This is a genomic window from Pseudomonas rustica, assembly GCF_018336155.1.
Classification (GTDB): Bacteria; Pseudomonadota; Gammaproteobacteria; order Pseudomonadales; family Pseudomonadaceae; genus Aquipseudomonas; species Aquipseudomonas rustica.
Genome location: NZ_JAGYHF010000020.1, coordinates 1 through 15,250 on the forward strand (window position 1 = coordinate 1; position 15,250 = coordinate 15,250).

The following is a 15,250-nucleotide window of genomic DNA, read 5'->3' on the forward strand; positions in this document are numbered from 1 at the left end:
CTGTTGCTGGTCGGGGTGAAAGTCGCCGTCCAGGTGATACCGCCGTCGCTGCTGCTCACCGCCGTCAGCGTGCCGTTGGCAATCGTCAGGTCGGCGTTGTTGAAACCAGTGACGGCTTCGCTGAAGGTAATGGTCACCAGCGACGTTTCGCCGATGGTCAGGCTGTTGTCCGCGACGACGATGGTCGCGGTTGGCGCCACGGTGTTGATGGTGAAGTTGCCGGAGTTGGTCGTGCCCGTGCCGGCGTTCCCGGCCAGGTCAGCGATACCGGTGTTGGCCAGGGTGATGATGTTGCTGGTGTCGTTGATCCCGCCGGTCGGCGTGAAGGTCGCCGTCCAGGTGATACCGCCATCGGCGCTGCTGACCGGCGTGAGCGTGCCGTTGGGGACGGTCAGGTCGGCGTTGGTGAAACCACTGACCGCTTCGCTGAAGGTAATGGTCACCAGTGTCGTTTCGCCGGCGCTCAGCGCGGGATCGGCGACGACGATGGTCGCGGTCGGCCGCTGGGTGTCGATGCTGTAGTTGTTCGAATCGGTGGTGCCACTGCCGGCATTGCCGGCCAGGTCGGCGACGCCGGTGTTGTCCAGTGTCACCAGGTTGGTGGCGTCGGTGATGTTCGCGCTCGGTGTGAACGTTGCCGTCCAGGTGATGCCGCCGTCCGCGCTGCTGACCGCCGTCAGGGAGCCGTTGGCGATGGTCAGGTCGGCATTGGTAAAACCGCTGACCGCTTCGCTGAAGGTGATGGTCACCAGCGAGGTGTCGCCGATTTTCAAGGTACTCTGCGTGAACACCACGGTGGCGGTCGGCCGCACGGTGTCGACCGCGTAATTGTTGGAATCAGTGGTGCCGCTGCCGGCATTGCCCGCCAGATCCGCGACCCCGGTGTTATTGAGGGTGATCAGGTTGGTAGCGTCAGTGATGCTGCTGGTCGGCGTCAACGTCGCCGTCCAGGTGATGCCGCCATCCGCACTGCTGACTGCGCTCAACGTGCCGTTGGCAATGCTCAGGTCGGCGTTGGTGAAGCCGCTGACCGCTTCACTGAAAGTAATGGTCACCAGCGAGGTTTCACCGATTTTCAGCGCGGTATCGGCGACCACGATGGTCGCCGTCGGCCGTGCGGTGTCGATCGCGTAGTTGTTGGAGTTGGTGCTGCCAGTGCCGGCGTTGCCGGACAGGTCATTGACCCCGGTATTGTTCAGAGTGATCAGGTTGGTGGTGTCGGTGACGCTCGTGGTTGGCGTCAGCGTGGCGGTCCAGGTGATGCCGCCGTCGCTGCTGCTCAGTCCGGTCAAGGTGCCGTTGGCCACCGTCAGGTCGGCGGCGGTGAAGCCGCTCACCGCTTCGCTGAAGGTGATGGTCACCACAGAGGTTTCGCCTGCCGCCAGATTGGTGTCGGCAACGACAATGGTCGCTGTCGGTCGTACGGTGTCGACCACATAATTGGCCGAATCGGTGGTGCCACTGCCGGCGTTGCCGGCCAGATCCGCCACCCCGGTGTTGTCCAGGGTAATCAGGTTGGTGGCATCGGTAATGCTCGCGTTCGGGGTGAACGTCGCCGTCCAGGTGATGCCGCCGTCGGCGCTGCTGACGTTGGTCAGCGTACCGTTGGCAATGGTCAGGTCGGCGTTGGTGAAACCGCTCACCGCCTCGCTGAACGTGATGGTCACCAGCGAGGTGTCGCCGATTTTCAGGGCAGTGTCTGCCATCACGATGGTTGCGGTCGGACGTTGGGTATCGATCGCGTAATTGTTGGAATTGGTGGTGCCGACGCCAGCCACGCTGTCGGACACCGCCGTCACCCCGGTGTTGTCGAGGGTGATGAGGTTGGTGGTGTCGGTAATGTTGTTGGTAGGCGTAAAGGTTGCCGTCCAGGTGATACCGCCGTCGGCGCTGGACACATTGGTCAGCGTGCCGTTGGCAATGGTCAGGTCGGCGTTGGTAAAACCGTTTACGGCGCGGCTGAAGGTGATGGTCACCAGCGAGGTTTCGCCGATTTTCAACGCGGTGTCGGCGACCACGATGGTGGCAGTCGGTGGTTCCACGTAAGCGGTGTTCAGCGTACCGCCGTTGTTGTAGATGCCCACCAGCGCACTCGGCGTTGTACCCGTCGAGCCACCGTTCGACAGACCGCCGCCACCGCTGGCAGCGCCGTTGCCACTGATCGCGGCAAAGTTGCTCGCGGTGATCAGCACCACGCCGCCGTTGTTCCAGATCGCGCCGACGCCGCGACCGCCAGCCCCGCCATCGGCGCCGTTGCTGCCGACCCCACCGCCACCGCCACCGCCGCCACCGGCAGCAATGTTATTGCTGATGACCGAGTTGCCGATGACTTTCAGGGTGCCACTCGCGGCGTTGTAGATACCACCTGCCGCGTTGGCACCGACGCCGCCGACTTTGTCCCAGCCGGAACCACCGCCGCCGCCACCAATGGACAGCGTGCCGTTGCTGGCCGAACCGCCGTTGCCGCCATGGCTGTAACCGGCTCCGGCGCTGCCGCCGTTGCCGCCGACTCCACCGGTGCTGGTGCCGCCACGGCCACCCATGTCGGTCGGACTGTAACCACCGCCATAACCACCGGCATTGGCACCGCCCGCGCCGCCGGCATAGGTGCCGGTGCCCGGGCCAGAAGTACCGCCATGGCCACCGGTCTGGCCACCGATACCCGCACCGCCGCCACCGCCACCGCCGACATAGCCGCCGGTCACACCACCGCCACCACCACCGCCGGAGGCGGCGTTGGCAGTCACCGTCACGTTGTTCAGGGTCAGAGTCCCGGCGTTGAAAATGCCGCCGCCCATGGCCCCCGCAGCGGCTGAACCACCATTACCACCGTTGCCCGCCACCAGGCCTTTGGTGATCACCAGCCCGTCGAGGGTCACGGTGTTGCCGGAGGTCACTTCCACCACGCGAGTCTTGTACTGACCGTCGAGGGTCACGTCGGCGACGCCGTCGTTGTTCAGGTCGCCATCGACGGTGATGCTCTTGTTGATCAGCAATTCAGAGGTGAGCTGGACGGTCATGCCGGAACTGAACGTGACGATGTCACCGTTCTGCGCCGACGCCAGCGCCGCACGCAACGAGCCGACACCCGAGTTGAGGTTGTTGGTCGCCGTCCACGTGGCCAGTCCCCACTGGTATTCGCTCATGGCTTTACTCGACAGCACATTGGCGCTCTCGATGGTGCCGGTGGCGATCTCCAGATCCCAGTCGCCACCCACGCCGGTGCGGTTGTTCGATGCCGCCACATCACGCCCGGTCAACTGCGCCAGCGAGTCGACGAAACTCAAGCCGCGATCGCCCTCGGCGGTGTAGCAACCGTAGATCAGGATGTCGCCGCCGACGTTCATGTCCTTGCCGATCTCGCCAAGAATCGCGCTGCGCTGCGCGACGTTGTCGGCGGACAGATAGCTGTTGCCCAGCCACAAATCACCGGCATTGCCGTGGGCAATGATCTGCACCGAACTGACACCGTGATGTTGATCAAGGTAATCGGCGATCTGCTGCAGGCCGTCCTTGGTAGCGTCGAGCTTGACCACTTGCGTGCCGGGCGCGATCCCTTGCAGCAGGGCGTCAGCATCCTTCACTCGTGAGTCGACGAAGACCACGCTCTGGCCCGGTACGGCAACAGGACTGGCGGCGGGTGCGGCGTCAGCCTGGCCATGGGTGTCTTTGCTCGCGACCGGGTGATCGGCCGTCGGCGCCTTGGCCGCATCGGCAGCGGTAGGGGCATGGCTATCCGCCTGCGCGGCCGTGTCGGCCACGGTGGCGGCGACGGCACCGTCGAACAGCATGCGCGGCTCCAGCGACATGATCAGCGGCGAGGCCAGCGGACGCTGACCTGCGGTAGCCTGAGACTTGACCTTTGCCCCACCAAAAAGGGTCCACCACATGTTGCTCACCCGAACTCGAACGAAGGTACGTGACGCATCAATGAAAAACGCCGCGATCAACTGATCGCGGCGTCGGACTTCATACGAATGACATTGGCGGCGCTGGCTGAGCCATCGAGCCAAAAGGACAAATCAGCGTATTGCTTGAACAGATCCGGCGGCAGAATCGTGCGCCGTGATTGCAAGGCAACCTTGGGTTTGACCGTGTGCAGGCCGGCCAGACCAAGGCCCTGGTCGAACGCTGGCGCGTCATAGGCCAGGTGTTCGAAATCGTGCTCGAACCACGGCTCGCCAATAAAGTCGTAGACCAGTCGCAGCACCCGTTCCGGGGCCTGGCTGAGCAGGTCGTAATCGACGATCAGCAACGATTCGGCATGCTCGCCGTAATAGGCTTCCTTGAGCGCCGCCCAGGCAAAACCCACCAGGCGATTGCGCTGGGCCAGGGTTTCGCAGCGGCTGTAAACGGTGTTGCGTTCGGCAGCGTCGCTGAACAGTTTGGTGTTTTCGTAGGGATTGGCGCGATACAGGCGTTCGAGGCTGTCCATCACCCAAGCCACGTTGCGCACGCAGGCAATGACTTTGGCCTGAGGAAACAGATCGCGGATCGCTGGCAGACGCGAGCTCCACTGCCGGTTGGTGTCGAACACCAACGGCTTGTCGGCCTTGTCGGCATAGAAGGATTCGAACAGACCACGTAGCAGGCGCCGACGCATGGCAGTGTCGATCACCGCGCCGTACTCACTGCCGGCGCTGCATTGTTCGAGGACACTGGAAAACAGCGAACCGAGCGGGCTGGTCATGCCGGCATGAAAGCGCGGGTTCTGCAAAAGGATCGCAGAAAGCAGGGTCGAGCCTGAGCGCGGCAAGCCGGAGATAAAGTGGAACTGCTGCAATCCCTTCACCGTAATCAGAAGTCCTTTTGTCCGACAGAGCGTAGTTCAACTAGTAACCCTGCGACTAGTAGTGTTTTGATATCACTCAGAGCAAAAAGAACTAACTGGTTAACTTTTAATCGCGAATAAGCAGATGAATCGTTTTAGTCCCGTCACGGCTCAGTTGGCCGGCGATCTGGCCACGAACAATCGTGCTTGTACGCCACCCGCGTGAACCTCCGCGCCGACGGTCCAGGCAGGCGGCAGCGGCAGAAACTCCGCCGGATCATCGAACGATCCGACCAGCCAGACCCGGCCATTGCCGTTCAGCTCGGCAAGGCTGTCGAGGTATACATCGGGCGTCACCAACGTGCCAAAACCGTATTCGTTCGGCCGGGTCGGACGGCCATCGGCAGTCGGCGGCGTATAGAGGCGCACCAAGGCGCCGGTGCGATCGTAGTAGACGTAGCTCAAGTACCAGAGCATGTCGCTGGTGACGATGCGATCGCCGGGCTGGAAATGCTGATTGACGTAGTTCACCACCCGGTCGAGCTGGTCATTGCTGTCGACCGTGGCGTTGTTGTTCACACCGACCAGTTCAACCGCCACCAGTGACACCAGCACCGCCAGCGCCAACACCCGCACGCGGCTGTACAAACGGTCGATGGCCAGCGCCGCCAACAGCGGCAGGCCCAGCGCATAAGCGGTCAAGTAGCGTTCGATGAACACCGGCGTGATGAACGACACCGCAAACACCAGCAACAGCGGCACGCCGGTGTACAACGCCAGCAAGACACTGCCCCGCGACACGCTGCGATCACGGATCACCGCCACCGCCGCCAGCGTCAACAGTGCCAGGGGCAAGGCGCCGAACACCGGCAGCGGCAGGTTTTCGCCATCGTCCTGAATCAGCCAGGACCAGATCATCGACGGCAGCGAGCCGAGGCTCACCGGCGGCTCCCAGCCCACGTCCCCGCCCACCTTCAGTTGCTCCATGTGCTGGGTCAGATCGAGCAGATGGGGCAACCAAGGCAGGTACAACACGACGATGGCCAGATTCGCCAGCCACCATACCGGGCGCTGGATATGCCGGAAGCGATAGCCACGCTGGACCCGGATCAGCGCCAGATAAATCCAGTGGCACAGCGCCGCCAGCACGGCGAAGTAATGGGTGTAGAACGCTGCCGTCATCAACAGCAGGTAAAACAGCAGATAAGCATGACGCTGCGGGCGCCGGATCCAGTAGACCAGCGCCAGCGTCGCGGCCATCAGCAACAGCCCGAGCAGCGCATACATGCGCACTTCCTGGCTGTAGCGCACCGCCGTCGGCAACAGCGCCAGCAGCAGGCCGGCGAAGATCGCGGCGCGGCGGGTGGCCAGTCGATCCACCAGCCAGATGCCCAACACGACGGCGGCGATCCCGGCGAGGGCGCTGAAACTGCGCAGGGCAAAAATGCCATCGCCGAATAAACCGATCCAGCCGTGCAGCAGCATGAAGTACAGCGGCGGGTGCACATCGTAGGCCGCGTGGCGCCAGATCTCGCCCAGCGAGTAACGCGCCAGCAGCAGACTGGATCCCTCATCGCCCCAGATCGCCGCAGCCGTCAGATCGTAAAAACGCACGGCCGCCGCCAACAACAGGATCGGCAGCAGCCAGTGTTCTCTGACCCAACGAAGCAAGCGCAAACCGGCAAACCACGGCCCTGGTGTCGCGTGCGGATCCTGGGTGTCGCCCACCGGGGTTACTCTGTTCAGCGCCATCGTTTCCTCTCGCCGCACCACATCGCCACGACCGTATGAACCGCAAAAACCTGCCAGTCACTTTAGGTCAGCCGCACAAGCACCGTCGATGCCGGTTTGCCTTTTCACGACATCCGGCAACCTTGCCAATCCGCGTCTACGCTCTGGCGTGGCGTGACCTGGCCACGGAGTGCCAAGGCAACTGCAGCAGCCTGAATTCACTAGCGGCCCGCCGACAACCAATCAGAAGGATGAGGACTTTATGGACGTTTACATGGGCACTGTTCTGACGTTTGCCTTCAACTATGCACCCAGCGGCTGGGCCTTGTGCAACGGTCAGATCATCGGAATCAACCAGAACCAGGCGCTGTTTGCATTGCTGGGGACGGTGTATGGAGGCAACGGCCAGCAGACATTCGGGCTGCCCAACCTGCAAAGCCGCCTGCCGATCTGCCAAGGCAACGGCCCCGGCCTGACACCGAGGGTGATGGGGGAAGTTTCCGGCGCCGAGCAAGTCACCGCCACCCTCAACAATTTGCCGAACCACACCCACACCCTCGCGGGGCTCACGGCCACCACCACCGTGCAACTGGCCAACCCGGCCAGTAACCCGGCGGGCGCGCCGACTGCGACCAACGCCTACATCGGCGCTTCGGGCACCGGGCCGGGCCTGGCGAATATTTTTTCCGACGCTCAAGGCGCATCGCCGGTACCGCTCAAAGGCGCAGCCACCACCATCAGCGGGACCATCACGCCGACCGGCAATGGCCTGCCCCTGCCGATCATGAACCCGTATCTGGTGCTCAACTTCAGCATCGCGCTGAACGGTATTTTTCCTTCGCGCAACTGACCGAACGCCGGGGGAGCCACCTCCCCCGGCACCTCACTTTGCTGGAGCGAGACCATGCTGCAATCGGTTCATAGCCAACATTTCCAGGCACTGCTGGGTCGCGTTGGCACCCTGCATCTGCCCGATGGCAGTGCGCTGCAGATCCACATCGGAGAACTCGAAGAAAAACCGCTGGCGAAAATGCGCTACAGCGAGCGCATGCCATTCTGCGTCGAATTGAGCAGCCTGGAGCCGACTGAATTCATCGACGGTTTGTGTGCCCTGGAGCTGCCGGAACTGGGGCGGGTCGAAGGGATCTTCGTCTCGCGGGTACCCGCGATGGGGCGCGACCCGGCGCTGGCTTACTTCCACGTCACCTTCAACTGACACGGCCATCGTTAAACCAACATCAAAAGCATCGTTGACCTGTAGGAGCTGCCGCAGGCTGCGATCTTTTGATCTTGAGTTTCAGTTTGAAAAAACAGGATCAAAAGATCGCAGCCTGCGGCAGCTCCCACAGGGGGTTATTGGGGGTACCAGACGAGGCGTTCGGCGGCGGGGTTGCGTTCTTCGACGGCAAAACCCAATGCCAGATAATGCCGGCGCGCGTGTGGATTACTGGTCCAGACCACCGTCGCCACCGGGCAACGAATCTGTTGCGCGGCTTTCTGCACGCCTTGCAATACGGCACGGCCGAAGCCCTGGCTGCGCGCCTGCGGGATGAACGCCAGGTACAACACGCGAATTTCATTGGCGCCGAAATCGGTGCTCAGCGCGCCGATGGCGGTGCCGAGTTTTTCCACCACGTAGTGCATGGCGTTGGGGTAGTTGTCGCCCATGCCCTGCTCTTGCACCTGAAACTGCTGGGCGACAACTTGCTGCACGTGTTCCGGCTCGCCGTCGATCCACTGCAGATCCGGCCGCGCCGTTTGATAAAGACTTTGCAAAAACGGCCCGTCGGTTGCCCGCGAGGGCCGTACCACCAATCCCTCTGCCGCCACTGCTGCGCTGTCCGTCATCCTGCTCTCCCTAAAAACCGCTTTCCCTGACGCCCAGTGCCGCCACCCGGCGCCACGCCACACCGAGCAGCGATTCGCCGCTGCCCTGCAACACCACCACGCCGCGCAACGGTTGCGTCGGGGGCGATGCCGTCGTCAATACACTCAGGCGCACGCCGTATTGCGCCTGCACCGGCTCCGCCCGCTGCTGTTGATCGCGACGCACGGCGATCGGCCCGTGGTGATCGGAGGTCAACGCCTCCTGATCGACGTAAGCCACGCCGTTGGTGTCGATTTCATTCAATTGCACGGCGAGCGCCGGGTGCATCGGGTCATCGGCGATGAAACGGCCATTGGCCCCCGGTTTAACTCGCCACAACTCGGCTTCGGCCAGATATCCGCGCAGCCTTGCGCCGTCTTCGACCACCCGCGCCAGCGCATCGCGGGTCGATAACCAGCGCCCGACCGTCATGTTCGGCAGCAGATCGCGCACGCTGCCGGCATGCGGCGCACGCAACAGCAAGCGTTCACGCTGGGCGCTCAAGCCACGGTACTCGGCCACCGCTTCTGCCAGGCGTTGCTCAACGATGCCGGCGTCCGCGGCGGTTTCACTGCGACTGGCCTGGCGGCGCATCAACAACTGCTGAATCTTGATTTCGCGGCGGACAATCGCCAGACGCGATTCGAGATCCGGCGACTCCAGCTCGATCAGCACATCGCCCTGCGCAACCTGCTGCCCATCCGTCACCTTCACCGCTTTGACCCGCGCCGCCGTCGGCGCATGCAAGGCACTGGCGCGTCCGGCCTCAAGCATCGTCGGCAGCTCCACCGAACTGCGCCACGGCACAATCAGCAGCAGCAACAGCCCGAGCAGCGCCAATGCACTGAGCAACACGCGCGGAGCGTGCGCCTGCTCGCGACGGCTCCACCACTGGCGCCACTCACGCATGATCGGCAGAAAGATGAACCACACCAGTTCCACCAGCATCAGGAAGATCCCCAACACCTTGAAGAACAGGTGATAGACCGCCAGCGCGATCCCGAAAAACAACGCCGCACGCCACAACCACGAGCCATACCCCCAGATCAGCAAACGCCGTTGCATCTTCGGCGACCAAGGCTCCGGCGCGGGTGCGCCATAGCCAAACAAAAACTCCCGCAGTCGCCAGCGACACAGGGCAAACGCGCGACCCTGCAAGTTGTCGACTTGCCAAAAATCACTGATCAGAAAATACCCGTCAAAGCGCATGAACGGATTGAGGTTGACCACCAGCGTGGTGATCCATGTCGCGCTGGCGAGCATGAACGCCGCCGTGCGGGCGGGACCGTCAGGCAACAACGACCACGCGAGCAACGCGATACACGCCAACAGCAATTCCGCGAGCACACCGCCGGCACCGATCAGCAACCGCGCGCGGCGGTCATTGACCCGCCAGGCGTCGCTGACATCGGTATAGAACATCGGCAGCAAAACCATGAATGCCACGCCCATGCTCTGCACCCGACAGCCCGCACGCTTGGCCATGAACGCATGACCGAATTCGTGGCAAAGCTTGGCGAAAAACAGCGCCACACCGAACGCCATGGCGCCGCCGAGGCTGAACAGGTGGGGAAACGTCCCGACAAAGCGTTGCCAGTCCCGCGACACCAGAAATACGCCCAACGCCAGCGTTGCCGGCAAGCCGTAACGCAGCAGACGCGGACCGAAGCGCTGCAGCCATGGCCAGGCACGATTGAGAAAAGCGTCAGGGCGCCACAGCGGAATGCGGAAAAACAAATATTGATGCAGAAGGATTTGCCACAGACTTTGCTGCTGCGCCAACGCCTTGAGCCGGTAGCTGGCGCGCTGCTGGTCATCGAGCGCGCTGATCAAATCGTGACCGCGAAGAAACTCCAGCAACTGCTCAAGCTCGCTGCCATCCAGCGGCAGGCCGGGTTCGCGATTGGCCGCGCGCAAGACCTGTTCGGCATCGCCCAACGACCAGTGGCGCAACAGGCGCATCGCCGCCGTGCCGAGTTTGAAATAACGTCCGCGCACCGGATCGGCCAGGGTCCAGCGCGGCGAACCGTCCAGGGCCGGCGCCGCGGACGACAATTGCAGGTCGGCACGCAGGCTCGGCAGGTTCATTTACAGGCCCACGCTCTGACGCAGGCCTGCCAATGGCCGACGCAGCAGATACAGCGCCAAGGGCGCGCGATCACCGAAAATCTTCGCCGTACCGCGCAGGCCGATACGCGGCGGCGCCTCGGCGAAGTTGGCGTCGAGCCGGTAAGCGAGTTGCCCGCCCGCCGTCGGTTGCGCTTCGTAAGCCGAGCGTTCCAGCGTGGCGAGATGGCGCTTCAACGGATCGCTGTCGAGAAACAGCGCCACCTCGGCACCGGGCTCAAGGGCAATCGCATCGCCCACGGCCAGTTCGATGCGCAGCTCGGCCTGGCTCGGATCGGCGACTTCCATCAGGCGCTCGCCGGTCTGTACCGGTCTGCCGGTCAAGCGTTCGGCGTCGGCGAACACCGCAATGCCGTCGCGTTCGGCGCGCACTTCGCTGCGGTTGAGCAGCTCGCGGGCGTAGTCGCGTTCGGCGCGTTTCTGTTCGGCGCGGGCGGCGAGCAAATCGACCTTGGCGCTGGATTCCGCGTCGGCAAACGAGCGCTGCGAGTTGGATTTCAATTCCGCCTCGGCCACGCCCAGCGCACGCTCGGCGACATCGGCCTGCGCCTTCAGCGTGGTGCTTTCAAAACGCACCAGCACATCACCGGTTTTCACTGTTTGATTGGGTTTGACCAGAAACTCGGCGATCACCCCGTCCAGCGGCGCCGCCGCCACGCGGCCGCCCAGCGGCACCACTTCAGCCGGGGCCAGCACCGATTGGCGCACCGGGATCAACAGCCCGAGCAACAGCACCGCGACCAGCGCCACTTGGCGTTTACGGGTCCAGCGCAACCGCCACGGTTTGCGCGGTTGCAGCGCCAGCCAGGCATGACTGTAGGTGTCGCCCAATTGCGACAGCAGAACTTGCTCGGAAGGGTTCCACGGTACGTCGCGCGCCAGCCACAAACCGCCAAACACCTGAGCGTCGCGGTCGATCAGCGGCAGCCAGAACACCTGCGCCGCCGACAGCGTGCGCCAGTCAGCCTGGATGCTGTCATTCAGCAATTCCGGGGCAATTACCCGCGCCTGCTGCAGCACACCCTGTTTGAACAACTGCGCCACGGCCTGCTCGACGAACGCCACGAACGGCGCGTTGGGCTCCACCGCACTGACCCCGGTGACCGCCTGCACCTTGCCGGCAATCAACAACGCCGCATGACGAAAGCCAAACAGCGCCTGGCCATCGTTGACCAGGCTGTAGGCCAGTTGCGAGGCGTCGCGGGCAGCGCGGGTCTGGCGTTCCAGGTCAAGAAACCTGGCGAATACCTGCTCGGCGCCGCCGCTCACCGGGGCGTTCACTTAAGCTCCGGGAAACGTGCCGTGCCGCTCATGCCGGCCAGCAAACCTTTGGCTTCGGGGAGTGTGGCGACCAGCAACAGGGTCTGACTGCCCTCATCGATTCGCGCGCCCAGGCGTTTGACGGTGGCATCAATCGGCTGGCCGGTTTCATCGGGAACGAAGCTGAAGGTCTGGCCAGGCTTGAGCCGTGCCATCCACCGTGACGGCACCAGCAAATGAATTTCGAGGGTACGGTTATCGACGACATCAAGCAGCGGTGCGCCGGCCGGCACGCTTTCATAGCGCTGCACTTTACGTTCGACCACTTGCCCGTCGAACGGCGCGACCACGCTGCAGCGCTTGACCTGCACTTGATAAACCTGGGATTGCGCCTGGGTTTCGCTGACCTTGGCCTCGGCCCGCGCCACTTCGAATCGGCCGACAGAATTGAGGGCGGCCAACTGTTTGTTGTGCGCCAGCTCTTCACCAGCACCACGACTGGCCGCCTGTGCGGCATTGAGTTGCGCCTGATAGGCCGAGCAATCGAACTTCGCCAGCGTATCGCCCTTCTTGAACGACTCGCCCTCGCTGAAGGGCAACTCGACAATCCGCCCGGAAAGCTCACTGGCCAGCGTCGCCTGATCACGCGCCCGCAACACCCCGCGCGCCTCACTGCTCACGGTGGCCGCCGCCGTCCCCGGATTATCCAGCAGCGGATCGTCTGGCCCGGGCGTTTGCGCCTGAACTGCACACGTAACTAAGGTCAATCCGACAACCCAACCACGAAAACGCTGCATAACCGCTACTCCCTGACGGATGTGCGGAGTCTACGACAGCGGGGGTTAGCGTCAAGCGAAAGGCCATCACTCTTCGGAAATGTAATGTTTCAAAAGAGAAAGCCGCTCAATGACCGTTTAAGAGATGTAGGCAGGCTCCGCTTTCCTACACGAGTTAGGAATGCTACCGATAGCGCATTGCGAATAAGGCGATAGACAGGCTACCTATGGAAGTAAACACGGGCCGAATGTACCTCTTTCTGCAACAACTTCTAATATTGGCGCCCTTAAATGGCTTGACCCTAGTCGGCATTGGTAGCCAAAACTGGCAAGCCGGTGCTGAAAATAAACCAGTGGAGTGAGCCCGCAATTATTTGGTGATTGACCTGCATGACGCACTCAATCTAGGATTGCCTTACTCAACCCCGTACGTAGCGATTCAGTTCGCTGGCAGTTGGGGATGAAAAAACCGGCTTAGGCCGGTTTTTTCGTTTCTGAGGATTTTTTGTGCGCACCGCATTTTTTGTTGATGGCTACAACCTGTTTTACGGCTTGCTCGCTGGCACACCCTATAAATGGCTGAACTTGCACAGCCTGCTGACGCATATTGCCCTCATCGAAAACCCTCAGAGCTCAATAGTCTCGATTGACTACTTCACTTCTCCAATCAAACCCCAGTTGGCAACTCGCGGCCGCGTTTCCAAGGAAGCACAAGATGCCTACATAAGGGCATTGCGAGCGAGCAAAGTCACCGTGCATTTCGGACGGCATCAATTAGAGCCAGCCAAAGCACCAAGGTTTATAGATAGGAACACCCATGCGTCACGTCAAGACAAAGTCGATATCTGGAAACTGGAAGAAAAAGAAACCGATGTGCATATAGCAATCAGCATGTATCGCACTGCAAGCCGGCAAACAATGTCCGAAGATGCAGGGCGCATTGATCAAATCATTCTGGTTTCCAGTGATACCGACATGACACCTGCTCTGAAGGCGCTCCGAACAGATTTTCCTGCCCTGATCATTGGAGTGATCCTTCCTCATCGGACCGGATCTATCCGCCCGCCCCCAGGCTCATTGAAAGACAACTCAAACTGGTTGAGACGCGTTATTTCGACTGAAGAGCTGAGACTTCATCAGTTTCCAAAACAAGTAGCCACTCACAAAAAACCAGCGATCAAACCGGATTATTGGTAGTTACTTGCGCCGGATACACCGACTCCCATCCCCCGCCCAATGCCTTGTACAACCCGACCATCGCCAGCGAAACACCGGTCGAACTCTCCACCCACTGTTCCTGCGTCGCCAGCAACGCGCCTTGCACAGTAAGAACGTTAACGAAATCGACCACGCCTTCGACGTATTGCTGTTGCGCGGTGCGCAGGGCGATCTGGTTCTGGCGTACGGCTTCGGCGAGGCTGTCGCGGCGGAGTTGGCTGGCGTTGTAAGCAGTCAGTTGATCGTCGATTTCGTGCCAGGCACGCAACACAGTCTGCTGATAAGCGACGGCGGCTTCCTGCTGTTGGGCTTCGCGCAATTGCAATACGCCGCGCAGGCGTCCGCCGTCGAACAGCGGCAGGCTGAATTGCGGGCCGATGCCGAACGCGCGCGAGCCCCACGAGCCGAAGTCACTGAGCTGCATGGCTTGCGAGCTGAGGTTGCCGGACAAGGTGATGCGCGGGTAGAAATCGCCTTTGGCGACGCCGATATTCGCTGTCGCGGCGTGCAGGCGCGACTCGGCCTGACGGATGTCCGGACGGCGTTCGGCCAGTTGCGACGGCAGACCGATGGCTACTTGCAGTGGCGACTGCGGCACGGCAGCGTCTGTGGATAACTCTTTGGCCAAGGCTTGCGGTGGTTCGCCCATCAACAGGCTGATCGCGTTGATCAGTTGCGATTGGCGTTGCTCCAGCGCCGGTAAGCGCGATTCGATGGCAGCCACTTGCGCGGCGGCTTCGGCGACGTCCAGATCAGTCGCGACACCATCGGCCAGACGCAGCTGCGAGAGGTTCAGGCTGTGTCGGGCGACGTCGAGGTTTTGCTCGGTGACGGCGCGGGTGTTTTGCACGCCGCGCAGTTGAATGTAGTTTTGCGCGGTGTCGGCGAGCACGGCCAGCAGCACACCGCGACGGTCGTTTTCGGCGACTTCGAGGTTGGCGTCGGCGGCTTCGGTTTCGCGGCGTACGCGGCCCCAGAAATCCAGCTCCCACGAGGCGGAGAAACCGGCGTCCCACAGGTTGAAAGCGGAATCACCGTCAAGTCCCGACGGATCGCTCAGGCCTTTGCCGCTGTTGCGTTCGCGGCCGTAACTGCCGGTGGCGGCGGTGTTCGGGTAGCGATCGGCACTGATGACCTGGCGGGCAGCGCGGCTTTGTTGCAGACGGCTGCTGGCCAGTTGCAGGTCGAGGTTGCTGCGCACCGCGCGCTGGGTCAGCGCGGAAAGTTGCGGGTCGTGGAAGACTTCCCACCAGCGTTCGTTGAGGGGTTCGCTGACGGCTTGGCTCGGGGCGGATTTGGCGGGTTTGGCCCAGTCGCTGATTTGTGTGGCTCGGGGTTTTTGGAAGTCTGGGCCTACGGTGCAGGCGGTGAGACTGGCCATAAGCAAGGCACTTAGAGTGAGTTGCTGCAACTGGCCTCTTCGCGAGCAGGCTCGCTCCCACATTTTGGATTGCGTTTCCCATGTGGGAGCGGGCTTGCTCGCGAAGGCGTCGGCGCGGT

At 62.2% G+C, this 15,250-nt stretch carries 11 protein-coding genes; 3 read left to right on the forward strand and 8 right to left on the reverse strand.

Features of this window, described 5'->3' with window-relative positions:
* The 3 genes from KFS80_RS26020 to KFS80_RS26030 form a co-directional block, all read right to left on the reverse strand.
* A partial coding sequence (locus tag KFS80_RS26020; RefSeq protein ID WP_212546375.1) for an Ig-like domain-containing protein occupies nt 1-3,890 on the reverse strand: 3,890 nt, incomplete at its 3' end.
* Between the two features lie 56 nt (nt 3,891-3,946).
* Nucleotides 3,947-4,792, reverse strand: coding sequence for a sulfotransferase family protein (locus tag KFS80_RS26025; RefSeq protein ID WP_159814731.1), 846 nt, complete (start codon nt 4,790-4,792; stop codon nt 3,947-3,949).
* Between the two features lie 150 nt (nt 4,793-4,942).
* On the reverse strand, nt 4,943-6,523 hold the full coding sequence (locus KFS80_RS26030; protein ID WP_212546376.1) for a glycosyltransferase family 39 protein: 1,581 nt from the start codon (nt 6,521-6,523) through the stop codon (nt 4,943-4,945).
* 241 nt (nt 6,524-6,764) lie between these two features.
* Here KFS80_RS26030 and KFS80_RS26035 point away from each other — a divergent pair, with 241 nt between their 5' ends.
* Together KFS80_RS26035 and KFS80_RS26040 are read left to right on the forward strand one after the other, a co-directional pair.
* Complete coding sequence (locus KFS80_RS26035) at nt 6,765-7,352, forward strand: phage tail protein (protein WP_159814729.1); 588 nt, start codon at nt 6,765-6,767, stop codon at nt 7,350-7,352.
* Between the two features lie 54 nt (nt 7,353-7,406).
* A complete protein-coding gene (locus KFS80_RS26040) occupies nt 7,407-7,718 on the forward strand; it encodes a DUF6916 family protein (protein WP_008080325.1) in 312 nt (103 codons plus the stop codon).
* Nucleotides 7,719-7,855: 137 nt separating this feature from the next.
* On the opposite strand, the gene KFS80_RS26045 is transcribed toward KFS80_RS26040, so the two are convergent.
* From KFS80_RS26045 to KFS80_RS26060, 4 genes are read right to left on the reverse strand one after another with little or no spacing between them, the layout of a single operon-like run.
* Nucleotides 7,856-8,350: a GNAT family N-acetyltransferase gene (locus tag KFS80_RS26045; RefSeq protein ID WP_212546377.1), complete on the reverse strand. Its 495-nt coding sequence runs from the start codon at nt 8,348-8,350 to the stop codon at nt 7,856-7,858.
* Nucleotides 8,351-8,360: 10 nt separating this feature from the next.
* The gene (locus KFS80_RS26050; protein WP_212546378.1) at nt 8,361-10,457 is read right to left on the reverse strand and encodes a site-2 protease family protein; all 2,097 of its coding nucleotides are present in this window, start codon (nt 10,455-10,457) and stop codon (nt 8,361-8,363) included.
* The gene (locus tag KFS80_RS26055) at nt 10,458-11,777 is read right to left on the reverse strand and encodes an efflux RND transporter periplasmic adaptor subunit (RefSeq protein WP_212546379.1); all 1,320 of its coding nucleotides are present in this window, start codon (nt 11,775-11,777) and stop codon (nt 10,458-10,460) included. It lies immediately after the preceding gene.
* Nucleotides 11,774-12,553: an efflux RND transporter periplasmic adaptor subunit gene (locus KFS80_RS26060; protein ID WP_038367377.1), complete on the reverse strand. Its 780-nt coding sequence runs from the start codon at nt 12,551-12,553 to the stop codon at nt 11,774-11,776. The genes KFS80_RS26055 and KFS80_RS26060 overlap by 4 nt, the downstream gene beginning before the upstream one ends.
* Nucleotides 12,554-13,039: 486 nt before the next feature.
* On the opposite strand from KFS80_RS26060, the gene KFS80_RS26065 reads away from it, so the two are divergent.
* Nucleotides 13,040-13,729, forward strand: a complete 690-nt coding sequence (locus KFS80_RS26065) for an NYN domain-containing protein (protein WP_212546380.1) — start codon at nt 13,040-13,042, stop codon at nt 13,727-13,729.
* Here the strand turns inward: KFS80_RS26065 and KFS80_RS26070 are convergent.
* The gene (locus KFS80_RS26070) at nt 13,710-15,194 is read right to left on the reverse strand and encodes an efflux transporter outer membrane subunit (protein WP_420851075.1); all 1,485 of its coding nucleotides are present in this window, start codon (nt 15,192-15,194) and stop codon (nt 13,710-13,712) included. The two genes, KFS80_RS26065 and KFS80_RS26070, sit on opposite strands and share 20 nt — an antisense overlap.
* Nucleotides 15,195-15,250 lie beyond the last annotated feature (56 nt).

What these genes read in the sequence shown, in the direction of transcription:
- KFS80_RS26030 (WP_212546376.1), bottom strand. Translation starts at nt 6,523, where the DNA reads ATGGCGCTGAACAGAGTAACCCCGGTGGGCGACACCCAGGATCCGCAC.
- KFS80_RS26035 (WP_159814729.1), top strand. Translation starts at nt 6,765, where the DNA reads ATGGACGTTTACATGGGCACTGTTCTGACGTTTGCCTTCAACTATGCA.
- KFS80_RS26040 (WP_008080325.1), top strand. Translation starts at nt 7,407, where the DNA reads ATGCTGCAATCGGTTCATAGCCAACATTTCCAGGCACTGCTGGGTCGC.
- KFS80_RS26045 (WP_212546377.1), bottom strand. Translation starts at nt 8,350, where the DNA reads ATGACGGACAGCGCAGCAGTGGCGGCAGAGGGATTGGTGGTACGGCCC.
- KFS80_RS26050 (WP_212546378.1), bottom strand. Translation starts at nt 10,457, where the DNA reads ATGAACCTGCCGAGCCTGCGTGCCGACCTGCAATTGTCGTCCGCGGCG.
- KFS80_RS26060 (WP_038367377.1), bottom strand. Translation starts at nt 12,553, where the DNA reads ATGCAGCGTTTTCGTGGTTGGGTTGTCGGATTGACCTTAGTTACGTGT.
- KFS80_RS26070 (WP_420851075.1), bottom strand. Translation starts at nt 15,194, where the DNA reads ATGTGGGAGCGAGCCTGCTCGCGAAGAGGCCAGTTGCAGCAACTCACT.